15 protein-coding genes are annotated in these 14568 nt (G+C 63.3%); 9 read left to right on the top strand and 6 right to left on the bottom strand.

Going from position 1 to position 14568, the window contains the following annotated elements:
• Nucleotides 1-101 precede the first annotated feature (101 nt).
• Complete coding sequence (locus IU367_RS02645) at nt 102-962, top strand: hypothetical protein (RefSeq protein WP_274454340.1); 861 nt, start codon at nt 102-104, stop codon at nt 960-962.
• Nucleotides 963-968: 6 nt separating this feature from the next.
• On the opposite strand, the gene IU367_RS02640 is transcribed toward IU367_RS02645, so the two are convergent.
• Complete coding sequence (locus tag IU367_RS02640) at nt 969-1844, bottom strand: LysR family transcriptional regulator (RefSeq protein WP_274453373.1); 876 nt, start codon at nt 1842-1844, stop codon at nt 969-971.
• Nucleotides 1845-1970: 126 nt separating this feature from the next.
• Here IU367_RS02640 and IU367_RS02635 point away from each other — a divergent pair, with 126 nt between their 5' ends.
• The 4 genes from IU367_RS02635 (at nt 1971) to IU367_RS02620 (ending at nt 5032) form a co-directional block, all read left to right on the top strand.
• Entirely contained in the window at nt 1971-2372 is a 402-nt protein-coding gene (locus IU367_RS02635; protein WP_017412989.1) for a CidA/LrgA family protein, read from the top strand.
• Complete coding sequence (locus IU367_RS02630; protein ID WP_103472145.1) at nt 2365-3054, top strand: LrgB family protein; 690 nt, start codon at nt 2365-2367, stop codon at nt 3052-3054. Before IU367_RS02635 ends, IU367_RS02630 begins: the two co-directional genes overlap by 8 nt.
• 100 nt (nt 3055-3154) lie before the next feature.
• Nucleotides 3155-4093, top strand: a complete 939-nt coding sequence (locus IU367_RS02625) for a hypothetical protein (RefSeq protein WP_274453372.1) — start codon at nt 3155-3157, stop codon at nt 4091-4093.
• 54 nt (nt 4094-4147) lie between these two features.
• The gene (locus IU367_RS02620; RefSeq protein WP_274453371.1) at nt 4148-5032 is read left to right on the top strand and encodes a type 2 periplasmic-binding domain-containing protein; all 885 of its coding nucleotides are present in this window, start codon (nt 4148-4150) and stop codon (nt 5030-5032) included.
• A 71-nt stretch (nt 5033-5103) separates the two neighbouring features.
• On the opposite strand, the gene IU367_RS02615 is transcribed toward IU367_RS02620, so the two are convergent.
• On the bottom strand, nt 5104-7560 hold the full coding sequence (locus IU367_RS02615; protein WP_274453370.1) for a bifunctional aspartate kinase/homoserine dehydrogenase II: 2457 nt from the start codon (nt 7558-7560) through the stop codon (nt 5104-5106).
• Nucleotides 7560-8732, bottom strand: a complete 1173-nt coding sequence (metB, locus tag IU367_RS02610; RefSeq protein ID WP_098980839.1) for a cystathionine gamma-synthase — start codon at nt 8730-8732, stop codon at nt 7560-7562. Before metB ends, IU367_RS02615 begins: the two co-directional genes overlap by 1 nt.
• Nucleotides 8733-8942: 210 nt before the next feature.
• Here metB and metJ point away from each other — a divergent pair, with 210 nt between their 5' ends.
• The 3 genes from metJ (at nt 8943) to IU367_RS02595 (ending at nt 10484) form a co-directional block, all read left to right on the top strand.
• Complete coding sequence (metJ, locus tag IU367_RS02605) at nt 8943-9266, top strand: met regulon transcriptional regulator MetJ (protein WP_005315809.1); 324 nt, start codon at nt 8943-8945, stop codon at nt 9264-9266.
• Between the two features lie 36 nt (nt 9267-9302).
• Nucleotides 9303-10061, top strand: coding sequence for an AraC family transcriptional regulator (locus tag IU367_RS02600; protein WP_241325699.1), 759 nt, complete (start codon nt 9303-9305; stop codon nt 10059-10061).
• A gap of 84 nt (nt 10062-10145) precedes the next feature.
• Nucleotides 10146-10484, top strand: a complete 339-nt coding sequence (locus tag IU367_RS02595) for a tRNA-binding protein (protein WP_241325698.1) — start codon at nt 10146-10148, stop codon at nt 10482-10484.
• 71 nt (nt 10485-10555) lie between these two features.
• Here the strand turns inward: IU367_RS02595 and IU367_RS02590 are convergent, their stop codons facing one another.
• The 3 genes from IU367_RS02590 to nudE form a co-directional block, all read right to left on the bottom strand.
• Complete coding sequence (locus IU367_RS02590; protein WP_043557446.1) at nt 10556-11827, bottom strand: aromatic amino acid transport family protein; 1272 nt, start codon at nt 11825-11827, stop codon at nt 10556-10558.
• Between the two features lie 437 nt (nt 11828-12264).
• A complete protein-coding gene (gene cysQ / locus IU367_RS02585; RefSeq protein WP_042868960.1) occupies nt 12265-13086 on the bottom strand; it encodes a 3'(2'),5'-bisphosphate nucleotidase CysQ in 822 nt (273 codons plus the stop codon).
• A gap of 45 nt (nt 13087-13131) precedes the next feature.
• Nucleotides 13132-13740 carry an ADP compounds hydrolase NudE gene (gene nudE, locus IU367_RS02580; protein WP_241278894.1) on the bottom strand — a complete coding sequence of 203 codons (609 nt, stop codon included), beginning with the start codon at nt 13738-13740 and terminating at the stop codon, nt 13132-13134.
• A gap of 148 nt (nt 13741-13888) precedes the next feature.
• Between nudE and yrfG the strand changes: the two genes are divergently transcribed.
• Nucleotides 13889-14557 carry a GMP/IMP nucleotidase gene (gene yrfG, locus IU367_RS02575; protein WP_274453369.1) on the top strand — a complete coding sequence of 223 codons (669 nt, stop codon included), beginning with the start codon at nt 13889-13891 and terminating at the stop codon, nt 14555-14557.
• Nucleotides 14558-14568: the final 11 nt, after the last annotated feature.

The raw sequence follows: 14568 nt of genomic DNA, 5'->3' as shown, positions 1-14568 counted from the left end.
GGCCCGCCAATCACCAGACGGCGCAGCCCGTGCGTGCAGGCAACCTGCCGCTCCCCCTTGTCGCCCTCATGAAGATCAGCAGACGGGCGACTCTGCTGGTCATGACGCTGCTGTGTCTCCTGTCGATGGGGGCTCAGGCGGCCACCCGCTTCACCTACATCAGCCCGGAGAGCGAGCGGGATCCGCGCATGACCTATGACAGGGAGCTGCTGCGTCTCGCCCTCGACAAGACCCGCGACACCTTCGGCGACTATGAGCTGGTGCCCGCCCCGGCCATGACCAAGGCCAGGGTGCGGCTCAGCCTGCAGCTCAACAGTTTCACCAACCTGTTTGCCATGGACAGCTACAGCAGCACGCGCGATGGCAAAGGGCTGGCGTATGTCCGCTTCCCCATTCATCTCGGCATCGTCAGCTATCGCATCTGCTTCGTCAGCCCCCAACGGCAGGCGGCCCTGGCGGAGGTAAATGACCTGGCAGGATTGCGCCGTTTCACGTTCGGCCAGGGCAAGGGCTGGCTGGATGTGGAGATACTGCGCCACGCCGGTCTCAAGGTGGTGGAGGTGGATGGCTACGAAATGCTGTTCAAGATGGTGGCGCGCGGCCGGTTCGATCTCTTGTGCCGCGGGGCGAGCGAACTGCGCAGCGAGCTGCTGACCCACAAGGACATAGGGGGTCTGAAGATGGATCCCTACCTGCTGCTCTACTACCCGCTGCCCAGGGTCTTCTATACCAATGTGGCAAACGGCGAGGCCCTGAAACGAGTGGAGACGGGGCTGCGGCAGGCCTGGCAGGACGGTTCGCTGCAGGCCTTGTGGCGCCACAGCTTCGGCCCCGCCATCGCCTTTGCCGGGCTCAAGCAGAGGCGCATGCTGCGACTGGAGAACCCCTTCCTTGAAGGCATCAACTTCGACTACCGCCCCTACTTCTACAACCCCATGACGGATCGCTTCGGCGAGCCCTGATGAGGCTCAGCCCTGTTCGCGGCAGAGCGCCAGCCAGGCCTCTGCGGTGCGGGAGAGATAGCGTTCGCTCGGCCAGATCACCCCGAGTCGCCAGCTGAGCTCGGGCAGGAGCGGCCGCAACACCAGCCCGTCCGGGGTCAGCCGACGGCAGATGGGCTCAGGCAGAAAGGCGGCCCCCATGCCGCTGCGCACCATGGCGGTGAGAAAGTCCCACTGGCTGCTGCGAGCCGCCACCTGGGGCACGAAGCCCGCCTGCTGGCACGCCTGTTCCAGCCGCTCGCTCAGGGTGAAGGCCTGGGTGTAGAGCAGGAAGGGCTCATCGCGCAGATCCTCCAGCCGGATCTCGCGGCACGCGCGCCAGCGCGGCAAGTCAGGCAACACCACCTGGATGGGATACTGATCCAGCTCCAGCGCGCTCAGGGCGCCCCCCTCTTTGGTCGGCAGCATGGTGATGGCGAGATCCAGCTCCCCTTCCAATACCGCCTGCTCGATGCGCCGGCCACCGTACTCGACGATGGAGAGCTCTACTTTGGGATAGCGGCTGCGATAGGTGCGGATGAGATCCGCATAGACGTGGCCCACCATGGGCGGGATGCCAAGGGCCAACCGGCCAAATTGCAGGCTCTGCAGATCGGCGAGTTCCGCCTCCAGCTGCTGCATCTCGGCCAATATGGTCTGGGCCCGGTTGAACAGCACCTGGCCGCTGTCGGTCAGGGTGAAGCGGCGCCCCTCCCGGTTGAGCAACGGCTGACCCAGCTCCTCCTCCATGTTGCGGATCATCTTGCTGATGGTGGGCTGGGTGACGAACAGCTTCTCGGAGGCGCGGGTGAAGCTCTGCTCCCGCACCAGTTCGACAAAGTAACGCAGGGCTCGGATATCCATGGTGCTCTCTCACGGGCGGCAAGCCTTAATCATGCCTCTTTGGCATGAATTTGATAATTTAAATTCATTTTTTGCAGGTTTTGCTTGTCTCTATACTGTGAGCCAGTTCACAGAAAGACACCCATCATGAAAGCCCTCTGCATTCGCTGGTTCCAGACGCCCTTCCAAATCGCCCTGCTGGCCGCCATCTGGCTGCTGGCCGATGCGGCGGTACGCACCTTCCATCTGCCGCTGCCCGCCAACCTCACCGGCATGCTGGCGCTGCTGGTCCTGATCCTGCTCGGCGTGGTCAAGACCCAGTGGTTCAGCGCCGGCGCCCGCTGGCTGCTGGCCGAGATGCTGCTGTTCTTCGTGCCGGCCGTGGTGGCCGTGGTCAACTATCAGGACCTGCTGTTGCAGGAGGGGTGGCGCATCATGCTGGTCTTGCTGATCAGCACCACCCTGGTGCTGGGTACCACGGCGCTGGTGGTGGACAGAGTCTATCGCCTCGAGCTGAAGCTGGCCCGCCGGAGTCGCCGTCATGTCTGATACCCTGCTTGGCCTGCTCTGCTTCGCCCTGACCCTGCTGTTCTACTACGCCAGCAAGTGGCTCTATGGCCGCAAGCGCATACTACCCCTGATGCCGCTGCTGCTGGCCCCCACCCTGCTGGTGGCCGTGGTGCTGCTGTTTCACATCCCCTATCAGGACTACATGGCCCAGTCCCACTGGCTGCTCTGGCTGCTGGGCCCGGCCACCGTCGCCTTCGCCGTGCCCGTCTATGAGAACCGCCAGCTGATCCACCGTCACTGGCTCTCCCTCTCGGTCGGGGTCGTCGCCTCCGTCATCATGGCGGTGGGCAGTACCGTGCTGCTGGCGCGCTGGCTGCACCTCTCCGACATGTTGCAGCGCAGCCTGGCGATGCGCTCCATCACCACACCGTTCGCGGTGGAGGCGACCCGCGCCATCGGCGGCCAGACAGATCTCACCGCCCTGTTTGTGGTGCTGACCGGGGTGATCGGCATGGCGGTGGGAGAGAGCGTGCTCACCCTGCTCGCCATCCGCAGCCGCCTCGGCAAGGGGGCCGGTTTCGGCGCCTCGGCCCATGGCGCCGGCACCGCCAAGGCGTACCAGATGGGTAACGAGGAGGGCGTCGTCTCCAGCATGGTGATGATGATCGCCGGCATGGTGACTGTGCTGCTCGCCCCCCTGCTCGGCCAGATGTTCTGGTAATCCGGCCTGCCGCCAGGCGAGGTCAATTTCCCCCTGCCATGGACGGCAAGCCTCCCCCGCCAGCCGCTACACTGAACTCAATGTGATGGCGGTGAGCGGTATGATGAACCACAGAGTGATCCCCCTCGGGTTGCTGATATGCAGCCTGCTCTTCTCCCCCTTCTTGCAGGCCGTGGACATAGTGACCCACGTCAGCCCGGAAAGTGATCGGGATCTGCGCACCCTCTACGGCCAGCAACTGCTGCAACTGGCACTGGAGAAGACCCGCGACAGCTTCGGCGATTACGAGCTACGCCCGGCCCCGCCCATGAGCCGGACACGGCTGCGCCAGGTACTGCAATACAACCTCTACCCCAACCTGCTCGCCATCGACAGCTTCCCGCCGCCTGGAGACCCTCATGATCTGGACTATGTCCGTTTCCCGGTGGATCTCGGCATCCTGGGGTATCGCATCTGCTTCGTCAGCCCGGCGCGGCAGCAGGCGGTGGCACAAGTGCGCACCCTGGCCGATCTGCAGCAATTCACCCATGGTCAGGGCCGTGGCTGGCAGGATGCCGACATCTTGCGTCATGCCGGTTTCAAGGTGCAGGAGGTGGAAGGGTACGAGCGGCTGTTCAAGCTGGTGGCCAGGGGCAGGCTGGATCTGTTCTGCCGGGGAGCCAACGAGCTGTTTACCGAGCTGGAAACCCACCGGGATCTGGCCCGGCTCACGGTCGATCAGCACCTGGCCCTCTACTACCCCTTCATCCACCTCTTCTACAGCCACAAGGATAACCAGCACGCCCTGCACCGCATCCGCGCCGGCCTGCAACTGGCCTGGCAGGACGGATCGCTGCAGGCGCTCTGGCTCAAGACCTTCAAACCGGCGCTGGATTTTGCCAGACTGGACCAGCGTCTGCTGTTCAGGCTGGACAACCCTTTGCTCCGGCAGATGGATTTTGACTATCGCCCCTATCTCTACGACCCCCTCAGCCACAGCTTCGGGCCCGGCGAAGCCGCGAGCCATAAGCAGCAGGGCGAGGCGAGCCCGACCCACTAGCAAGGGCGCAACCACTACACTCATGGGAGTCTCTTTCTCCGACAGGAGGTCACGATGCGCTGGATCCCGCTGCTTGCCCTGTTTCTCGCCCTGCCCGTGCCGGCGGCGGCACCGACTGTGTTCACCTACATGAGCCCGGAGAGCGAACAGGATCCCAGGGTCACCTATGACCGTGAGCTGCTGCGGCTGGTGCTGGAGAAGACCCGCGCCAGCCATGGCGACTATCGCCTGCAAGCCGCCCCGCCCATGACATTGGCCAGGATGTGGATCAGCCTGCGCTTCGATCACTATCCCAACCTGTTTGCCATGGACAGCTACCACTCGGACCGTGACATGACGGGGGTCGACTATGTGCGTTTTCCCATCCATCTCGGCATCGTCAGCTACCGCATCTGCTTCGTCAGCCCCCAGCAGAAGGAGGCCGTCGCCAGGGTCACCAGCCTGGAGCAGCTGAAAAAGTTCGACCTGGGCCAGGGCAAGGGCTGGCTCGATGTGAAGATCCTGCAGCAAGCCGGGTTCAGGGTGCAGGAGATAGAGGGTTACGAGCAGTTGTTCAAGATGGTGGCGCGTGGCCGTTTCGATCTCTTCTGCCGCGGGATCAACGAGTTGCCTCAGGAGAAGCTGAACCACAAGGGGATAAAAGGGCTGGTCATGGATGAGAACATAGCCCTCTACTACCCCCTGCCCCGCGTCTTCTTCACCCACAATGCCAATCGGCAGGCGATCCAGCGGGTACAGGCCGGGCTCAAGGCCGCCTGGCGAGACGGCTCGCTGCAGGCGCACTGGTTCAAGACCTTCAAGCCCTCCCTCACCTTCGCCCACCTCAACACCCGCCGCCTGTTCCGGCTGGAGAACCCCTTCATCAAGGACATAGACTTCGACTATCAGGCCTATTTCTACGACCCCGTCCACGGCCGTTTCGGCCCGGGCGAACCCTAGCAAAAAGGCACCAATACGGCGCCTTTTTGCTTTTCGGTTCGGCGGCTTGTAACAAAGCCCGCCCATGCGACTTAGAGTGCCGCGCAGATCTGCCAGAGGTCGTACTGGATGGCGGCGGCCGTCACTTCCCGGCCAGCGCCCGGCCCCTGGATGACCAGCGGGTTGGTACGATAGCTGTCGCTCTCGATGGCGAAGATATTGTCGCACGGCAGCAGGTTGGCGAACGGGTGGTGGGGCTCCAGCGCCTCCAGCCCGACCCGCGCCTTGCCATCGTGCTCGAAGCGGGCGACGTAACGCAGCACCTTGCCGAGGCGCTTGGCTCCCTCGAAGGCGCTCTGGATCGGGCCGTCCAGCTCTTTCAGCCTGTCCATGAACTGATCCGTACTCACCTTGCGCAAGGGTACTGGCACCAGGTTCTCCAGCTCGATGTCGGCGGAGTCGAGCTCGAAGCCCGCCTCTCGCGCCAGGATCAGCAGCTTGCGGCGCACATCCTGGCCGGAGAGATCCTCGCGGGGATCCGGTTCGGTCAGGCCGTGCTGCCACGCCTCGTCCACCAGCTCGGAGAAGGGGCGGCTGCCGTCATACTGCTGGAACAGCCAGGAGAGGGTGCCGGAGAAGATGCCGGAGACCCCCTGAATGCGGTCGCCGCTCTGACGCAGCATCTGGATGCTGGACTGGATCGGCAGCCCGGCGCCCACGGTGGCGTTGTAGCGCCACTGCACCTGATGGTCGCGGCAGCTCTGCTTGATGCGCTGGTAGAACTCGCTGTCGGCGGCACCGGCAAACTTGTTGGCCGCTATGATGTGGATGCCGAGCTGGGCGAAGTCCGGGTAGTAGCGGCTCACCGTCTCGCTGGCGGTCATGTCCAGCGCAATCAGGGTATCGAAACTGTGCTGCTCCAGCTGGGCCAGCAGCTCGGGCCAGATCAGCGGTTTGGGGTTGAACTTGTCCTGCACCTTGAGGGGATCCAGCCCCTCTTCGTCCAGCAGGCCCCCTTCCGAGCTGAACACCCCGTAGAGGGTGAGCGCCAGATTGAGTTCATGTTCGAGGCGCGCCTTCTCGCGGCCATAGAGGCTCAGCCAGTGACCACCTATATTGCCCTTGCCGAACACCACCAGCCCGACCCGGGTCGGGCGGCTGAACAGGGCGCTGTGCAGGGCGATCAGCAGCGGCTCCAGCACCACCTGACGCACGACGGCCACCAGACTCAGGCCATCTCTGGCCACCTGCACGAACTCCAGCGGCTGATCCGCCAGCAACTGATAGAAGCGGTGACACTGCTCGGCGTTGTCGGTGACACCGGCGCCCACCAGGGCCACCAGACTGAACCCCTCTTTCTGGATCAGGCCGGTGAAGCTGCCCTGCAGCTGGAAGTCGCGCAGCAGCTCGAACGCCCCTTCCGCCACTTCCAGGGTGTAGGCCAGACGCAGCACCCGCCGATCCGGCTGGCGCTGCAGGGTGAGCGGGTTGAGGCGGTGGCGGGCCAGATGGGCTTCGATGGCCGCCACCGTTTGCTCATAATGGGTCTGCGGCAGCACTTTCAGCTCGATCAGGGCAATCTGGTCCACCGAGGAGACGATGCGGGCGCCACCGGAGCGCGGCGCCCGGCGCAGAATATGGGTGCAGCCCTCGTCCGGGTTGTAGCTGCAGCGCAGGGTAAGGCGCTGGCGGCTGTCGGCCACGGGTTGCAGGGTGCGCGAATGCAGTACCGAGGAGCCGAGGCGGGCCAGCTCGTTGGCTTCGGCCAGACTCAGGCGCTCCAGCAGGCGAGCCTCCTTGACCCGACGCGGGTCGGCGCTGTAGACACCGGCCACGTCGCTCCAGATGGTGGTGGATTCGCCGTCCGCCAGCAGGGCCAGCAGGCTGGCGCTGTAGTCGGAGCCGTTGCGACCGAGCAGCAGGGAGCGCCCCTCCATGTCGGCGGCGATGAAACCTGTCACCACGATACGGCCGGCATGTTCGGCCAGCCGTGCCTTGAGCAGTTCGCTGGAGAGGGCGGTATCCACCTTGACCAGGGCACCGTCCTCGGCGCGCAGGAAGCTGCGGGCATCGAGCCAGATGGCCTTGTCGCCGCGGCTGGTGAGCAGGGCCGCCAACAGGCGCGCCGACCACACCTCGCCGAAGGCGAGCAGGCCGTTGCGCTCGAAGCGATCGAACTGCCCCTCCAGGGTTTTGGCGATCAGTTGCATGTCGTCGGCCAGTTGCTGGCTCAAGTCGAGCTGCAGCTCCCCCTCCAGCAGACCGTCGATCAGGCTCTGCTGATAGGCGTGCAGGGCCGTGATGGCTTCACCGGCGGCCTCGTCCCCCGCCTCGGCCAGCTCCACCAGCTGGATCAACCGGTTGGTGGTCTTGCCGGCGGCAGAGACCACGATCAGTTCATCTCCGCCAACCTGCTGCTCGACGATAGCCGCGACCCGGCGATAGCAGACCGGATCCGCCAGACTGCTGCCACCAAACTTGTGCACATGGCGCCGCTTCAATCCTGCTTCTGTTGCCACCGCGATCTCTCCTTGTTGCTGCTGTTCCATTACTTCGCTACCTGCTCTGCCTGCTGCGCCTGTTCAAAAGCCTGAGCCAGATCGGCCACCAGGTCTTCACCGTGTTCAATGCCGACCGACAGCCGCAACAGCTGGGCGCTGATGCCCGCCGCCTGCTGCGCCGCCGGTGTCATGGCCCTGTGGGTCATGCTGGCCGGATGGGCCACCAGACTCTCCACCCCGCCGAGGGACTCGGCCACCGAGAAGAGGGTGAGGGCCGCGAGGAAGGTGCGCAATCCGGCCTCGCTGCAATCGAGTTCAAAACTTAGCATGGCGCCGAAGCCGGACTGTTGACGGCGCGCAATATCGTGGCCCGGATGGGTCGGCAGGCTGGGGTGATAGATTTTTTTGACCAGCGGCTGTTGCTGCAGGAAGGCGAGGATGCGATCCGTGTTCTCCTGATGGGCACGCAATCTGGGAGCCAGGGTGCGCAGGCCACGCAGGGTGAGGTAGGAGTCGAACGCCCCGGAGGTGAGCCCCAGGCAGTTGGCCCACCATACCAGCGACTCGGCCAGTGGCTGCTCCTTGGCAATGGCCACGCCGCCCACCACGTCTGAGTGGCCGTTGATGTACTTGGTGGTGGAGTGCACCACCAGGTCGGCACCGAGTGCCAGCGGCTGTTGCAGCAGCGGCGAGAGGAAGGTGTTGTCCACCACCACCTGGGCCCCCACTTCATGGGAGGCGGCGGCGATGGCGGCTATGTCCACCACCCGCAGCAGTGGGTTGGAGGGGGTCTCCACCCACACCAGTGCCGGCTTCTGCGCCAGGGCCTCGGCCAGCGCGGCTTCATCCCCCTGATCGACGAACTGCACCCGGTAGTGGCCCTTGGCCGCCAGATACTCGAACAGGCGCCAGGTGCCGCCGTAACAGTCATGGGGGGCGATCAGCAGATCCCCCGCCTTGAGCAGGGCCGTCGTCACCAGATGGATGGCCCCCATGCCGGTGCCGGTCACCACGGCACCGGCGCCCCCTTCCAGCGCCGCCAGCGCATCCGCCAGATTGGTGCGGGTCGGGTTGCCGGATCGGGCATAATCGTATTGACGGGGCTCGCCAAAGTCGGCAAAGGTGTAGTTGCTGGAGAGGTAGATGGGCGGCACCACGGCACCGTGCTGTGTGTCTGTCTCAATCCCGGTGCGTACCGCCTGGGTGGCCTTGTGGGTCATGTCACTCTCTCCTTGAACTGTCGCTGGGCGATGGCCGTTCTGCCTCTGCCACGGCTATCCTGCCATTGCTGGCCTATGGTGAACCACCTTACGCCAGCATAAAAAAGCCGTCAACACTTCCAGACGTCTAAATGGCTTTGCTGTTGGATTGCCATTAATTTCCACAAGGGTTAAAATCCGCGCTCACGGCCAAACGAGAACAGGTGGATCATGGGTACAGAGTGGAACGGCGACTACGTCAGCCCCTACGCGGAACACGGTAAGAAGAGCGAACAGGTCAAGAAGATTACCGTCTCGATCCCGCTCAAGGTGTTGAAGGTGTTGACCGACGAGCGCACCCGTCGCCAGGTGAACAACCTGCGTCATGCGACCAACAGTGAGCTGCTCTGTGAAGCCTTCCTGCACGCGTTCACCGGCCAGCCGCTGCCCTGCGACGACGATCTGCGCAAGGATCATCCGGACAGCGTCCCCGCCGAGGTGCGCGCCATCATGGAAGCGCTGGGCAAAGAGATCGAAGATTTCGACGCAGAGTAATACCTGCGACCTATGCCAAACAGCAAACCCCCTTCGATGACGCGGCCCAGTGCCGCGTCATTGCTATCCGCAACCTCCCCCTTCAGCCTGCGCCGCTACCAGAGTGACATCTGCAGCCACAGCCACGACTTCGCCCAGCTGGTGATCCCTCTCGGTGGTCCCATTGAGATCGAGGTGCAGGGCCAGGGGCGTCGCCTCGCCCCCGGTTTTGTCTGCGTGATAGCCCCGGGCGAGCGGCACGACTACGCCGCCGACCCGGCCCTCTCATTTCTGGTGCAGGAGAGCGACTGGCTCCCCGGCGATCTGGCGGCCCACCCCTTTATCGAACTGGACGAGCCCCAGCGCCACTACCTCGCCTTCCTGCACCGCATGGTGGCCGAGGGGCGCCAGGTGGCGGGCATGGAGCAGGTGTGGCTCTCCCTGCTGGCACAAGGGCAAGGAGTGCACTCCTCTGCTCCCCCTCGTCTTGCCACCCGTATCCTCAAGGTGCAGCGCCATATCGAGGCCCACCTCGCCGAGCCCCTCGGCAATGAGCGGCTCGCCGCCATCGCCTGCCTCGGTCAGAGCCAGTTCAAGCACGCCTTTCGCCAGCAGCTGGGGATGAGCGTCTCCCACTACATACGGGCACGGCGCATGACGCTGGCACGCACCCTGCTTGCCCACACCCAACTGCCCATAGGCGAGATCGCCAGTCGCTGCGGCTACCAGAATCAGGGGGCCTTCGCCGAGCGCTTCCTGACCGAGAGCGGGCTGACCCCTTCCCTCTGGCGCCAGCAAAACGGCCTTCTGCCGTAACAGGGCGGCCAGTCACCGAAGACAGCCAGCGCCGTTTCGAGGCATGCTGAGGCCAATGCAAGGTGTGTGAAACGAGGAGCCAAGATGCAGACCATTAGCTGGCAGGATTTCGAGATGGTAGAGCTGAGAGTGGGCACCCTGGTGCGGGTCGAGCCCTTCCCCGAAGCGCGCCGGCCCGCCTACAAGGTGTGGGCGGATTTCGGCCCCGAGCTCGGGGTGCGCAAGAGCAGCGCCCAGATAACGGATCTCTATCGCCCGGAGGATCTGGTGGGACGCCAAATCGTCGCCGTGGTGAACTTTCCCCCCAAACAGATAGGCCCCATCCAGTCGGAGTTTCTGCTGACCGGTTTCTACCGGGCCGATGGCGCCGTGGTGATGGCCATTCCGGAACAAGTGGTGGAGAACGGCGCCAAGCTGGGCTGATGCCCTTGGCCCCATGAAAAAAGAGAGGCGACCCCGGGGTCGCCTCTCTCATTTTTTGCCGCAGCGCGCTGTTACTTCAACAGGCTGAAGATCAGCGCCGAGACCGCGAGCGACCCGGTCAGCAGGATGAAGCCGTTGGTCCAGCCCTGACGGAAGCGGGCCAGCGCCTCCACCTTGTAGATGGCCACCACCGGCATGATGAAGAGGATCATGGCGATGACGGGGCCGGAGAGGGTCTCCATCAGCCCCAGGATGCCCGGGTTGATGACGGCGGCGCCCCAGATGGCGAAGAACATCAGGACTATGCCGAGCCGGTCCGCCTTCGCCAGCGGCAGGCCGGTGGGCTTGGCGATCAGGCTTTTCAGGCTCTCGCGGGCACCGAGGAAGTGACCGAGGAAGGAGGTGCTGATGGCGATGAAGGCGATGAGCGGCCCCAGCGTCACTATCACAGGGTTGTCTGTGATGTTGGCGAGATAGGAGAGCACGGAGACGTTCTGCGCCTTGGCCTCGGCCAGCTGGGCCGGGGAGAGGCTCAGCACGCAGGAGAAGACGAAGAAGAGCACGAAACCCACCAGCATGATGGTGGTATTGCGCAGGATCAGGCCGCTCTTGGCCTCGGCCTGCTCGCCATATTCCCGCCGCTGCACGTTGGCAAAGCCCGAGATGGCGGCGGCATGGCTGAAGGCGAACACCGTGACCGGCAGCGCCAACCAGACGGTGTTGAGGAAGCTGCCGCCCTCAAAGGCGGTCATTTGTGGCCACTGCCACTGGGGAATGAGATAGCAGGAAAGCGCCGCCAGAATGGCCGCCAGCGGATAGACCATGAAGGCAAACGCCCGCAACATCGCCTTCTCTCCCGCCATCATCACGGCGATCATGGCGAACACCAGCAGGCCGGAGAGCATCACCCGGTTCGGGGTGGCCATGCCGAGCTGGTTGACCATGAAGCTCTCCACCGTGTTGGTCAGCCCCACCCCGTAGATGAGCAGGATCGGGAAGATGGAGAGGAAGTAGAGCGCCGAGATGAGGCGACCGGCCATCTTGCCGAAGTGCTCCTCGGCTACCTCGGTGAAATCGGCGTGAGGGCGGGAGGAGGAGAGCACGAAGCGCGCCAGCCCGCGGTGAGCCAGAAAGGTCATGGGACCCGCCAGCACGGCGACTATGACCAGGGGCCAGATCCCGCCCAGACCCAGGTTGATGGGCAAAAACAGTATGCCGGCGCCGACGGCGGTACCAAACAGGCTGATCGCCCAGTGGGTGTCATGGCGACGCCAGCGGCTGGTGCTGGCAACGGCGGGCTGGGAACCGGACAAATCCTTTACGACGTCTACAGATAAACTCATTACTAATCCACATTTTGTCAGTATTTTAATCTGAGCTTATTGTGGTTTATCAGGATTTAATTCTCAAAAAGCGGGACTGAAACATATCACTACCATAACGGGCTTCAGCCAGTGAGATTGGGAATCCAATCGGGATCACATAATCGAGTAAAACTACAAAACTCAATTTAAATGAAATATAAAACCAAATTCCTATTAATACTCACTTTTTTATTTTGCCCAATGGATCGTTTGCAGAATTACCTGAAAAAATCATGCCAATTACTCAAGAAGGATTGTGATCATCCACTGTCATTCTCGTGCTTTGCCAGCGGATATCCCTGCTCATCTGCGATAAAACCAGCGGATCACACCAAGCAAACAGGCGGCCCTGAGGCCGCCTGTTTGTGTCGTCTGACGACAGAGCATCCATCCGTCTGGTGGACGGCGACAGAGGATCAACCCGCCTGATGGGCCAGGATCTTGCCCCAGGCTAGATCCGGATCCCCCATGACGATGAAGTCCGGGTTCTCCAGCGACTCGGTTTCGTTGTAACTGAGCGGCTGCAGCGCCAGGCTGAGGATGCGGCCACCCGCCGCCTCGACGATGCACTGGGCAGCGGCGGTATCCCACTCGCCGGTGGGGCCGAGCCGCACGTAGCAGTCGGCCGCCCCTTCCGCTACCAGACAGGATTTGAGGGAGCTGGAGCCGAGCGGGATCAGCTCGTAGTTGATGGCCGGATTGAGACGACGGGTCAGGTTCTCCAGCTTCTGGCGACGGCTGATGGCCACCACCAGCGAATCGGGCTGATCGTGTTCGTGGTGCATGGCGCTGATGGGCAAGGTCTCGCCATTCACCTCCTTGAAGGCGCCGTGGCCGCGCACCGCCCAGTAGAGTACGTCGGATTCGGGTGCATAGATGACACCGAGCACGGGCACATTGTCCCGCACCAGGGCGATCAGGGTGGCGAAGTCGCCGCTGCCGGCGATGAACTCACCTGTGCCGTCGAGGGGATCCACCAGCCAGTACTGCCGCCAGTTGGCTCGCAGACTGAAGGGCACATCGGCCGCCTCTTCGGTCAGCACGGGCACATGGGGGGTGAGCGCCGACAGCGCCTGTTTGAGGTAGGCATCGGCAGCAAGATCGGCACTGGTGACCGGGGTCGCATCCTCCTTCAGCTGACGCTCGAACTGACCGCCGTGATAGATTTCGTGAAGGATACGCCCCGCTTCGCGGGCGATCTCCTTGACCCCAGGAACCCAGGCCAACAACTCCTGCATCTTGTTATCCTCTGTTTTTATTTATTGCCTTTGCCCACGCTTGGGCTAGTTTTCCTGCTCCGCCAGCCACTTCTGGGCCAGCAGCAGGGCACTGATGCTGCGCGACTCGCTGAAGTCGGGTCGTGCCAGCAATTCATCGATACGGTTGAGGGGCCAGGGGATCACCTCCAAGGGCTCGGGCTCATCGCCGATCCGTTGCTCCGGGAAGAGATCCCGCGCCAGCAGTATGTCCATCCGGCTGGAGAAGTAACCGGGCGCCAGCGATACCTGCTTGAGGGGGATCAGGCTGTTGGCGCCGAAGCCCGCCTCCTCCATCAGTTCCCGGTTGCCCGCCTCGAAGGCATTCTCGCCCGGGTCGATCAGCCCTTTGGGGAAGCCCAGCTCGTAAGAGTGGGTGCCCGCCGCGTACTCGCGCACCAGCAGCAGGGTGTGGGCATCGAACAGGGGCACCACCATGACGGCGCCCCGGTTGCCACCGCGCATCCGCTCGTAGACCCGCTCCTCCCCATTGCTGAATTTCAGATGCAGGGATTCCACCTTGAACAGCCGGCTCTCGGCCACTATCTCGGCCTTGAGGATCTCCGGCTTGCTCTTGTCATGCGCCATCTTCTCGACACTGAGGTATTCGGGCTTGCTCTTGTGGTGGTCACTCATCTGGCGCTGGCTGCTCGTTAAAAAATCGTGCTTCAAGAGTAAACGACTCCCCGAGCGAACACCACGGGGCAAAGCGGCGAAAGCGGACGGAAAAATCCGTTATAATGCCGCCCCGTTTTCTCCACCCTCATTGACCGCGAGAAGCCCCATGCCGACCCCCTTGCCCTGGCACCAGATAGATACAGTCCTGCTCGATATGGATGGCACCCTGATCGATCTGCATTTTGACAACCACCTCTGGCAGCAACTGGTGCCGGAACGTTACGCCGAGCGCCTCGGCTTGCCACTGGTGGAGGCCAAGGCGCGGATCGATCGGCACTATCACGCCGTCAGCGGCACCCTCGACTGGTACTGCGTGGATTACTGGAGCCAGACTCTGGGGCTGGACATACGCGCCCTCAAGCAGGAGCTGCTGGAGAAGATCCGGTGGCGGCCCAACGCAATCCCTTTTCTGGCCGAGCTGCGGGCGGCAGGCAAGCGGCTGGTGCTCTTCACCAACGCCCACCCCGCCAGCCTGTCGGTGAAGGATGCGCAGCTGGGGCTGTCTGATCATCTGGATCTGATGGTGAGCACTCACGAGCTGGGCTGGTCCAAGGAGAGTCAGCACTGCTGGCAGGCGCTGGCGGAACGGCTGGCGTTCGAGCCGGCCCGCACCCTGTTTGTGGATGACAGCGAGCGGATCCTGCGCGCCGCCGCCGACTACGGCATCGGCTATCAGCTCGCCATCCAGAACCCTGACAGCCGTCAGCCCGAGCAGCACATCACCGCCTTCCCGGCGATCCGTGACTATGCCGAACTGCTGCCGCTAGTCCTCTGAACATCAAAAAA

Source organism: Aeromonas bestiarum (assembly GCF_028751155.1).
GTDB lineage: Bacteria > Pseudomonadota > Gammaproteobacteria > Enterobacterales > Aeromonadaceae > Aeromonas > Aeromonas bestiarum.
The sequence above is the reverse complement of the archived record's forward strand: the minus strand, read 5'-3'. Positions and strand labels throughout refer to the sequence as shown.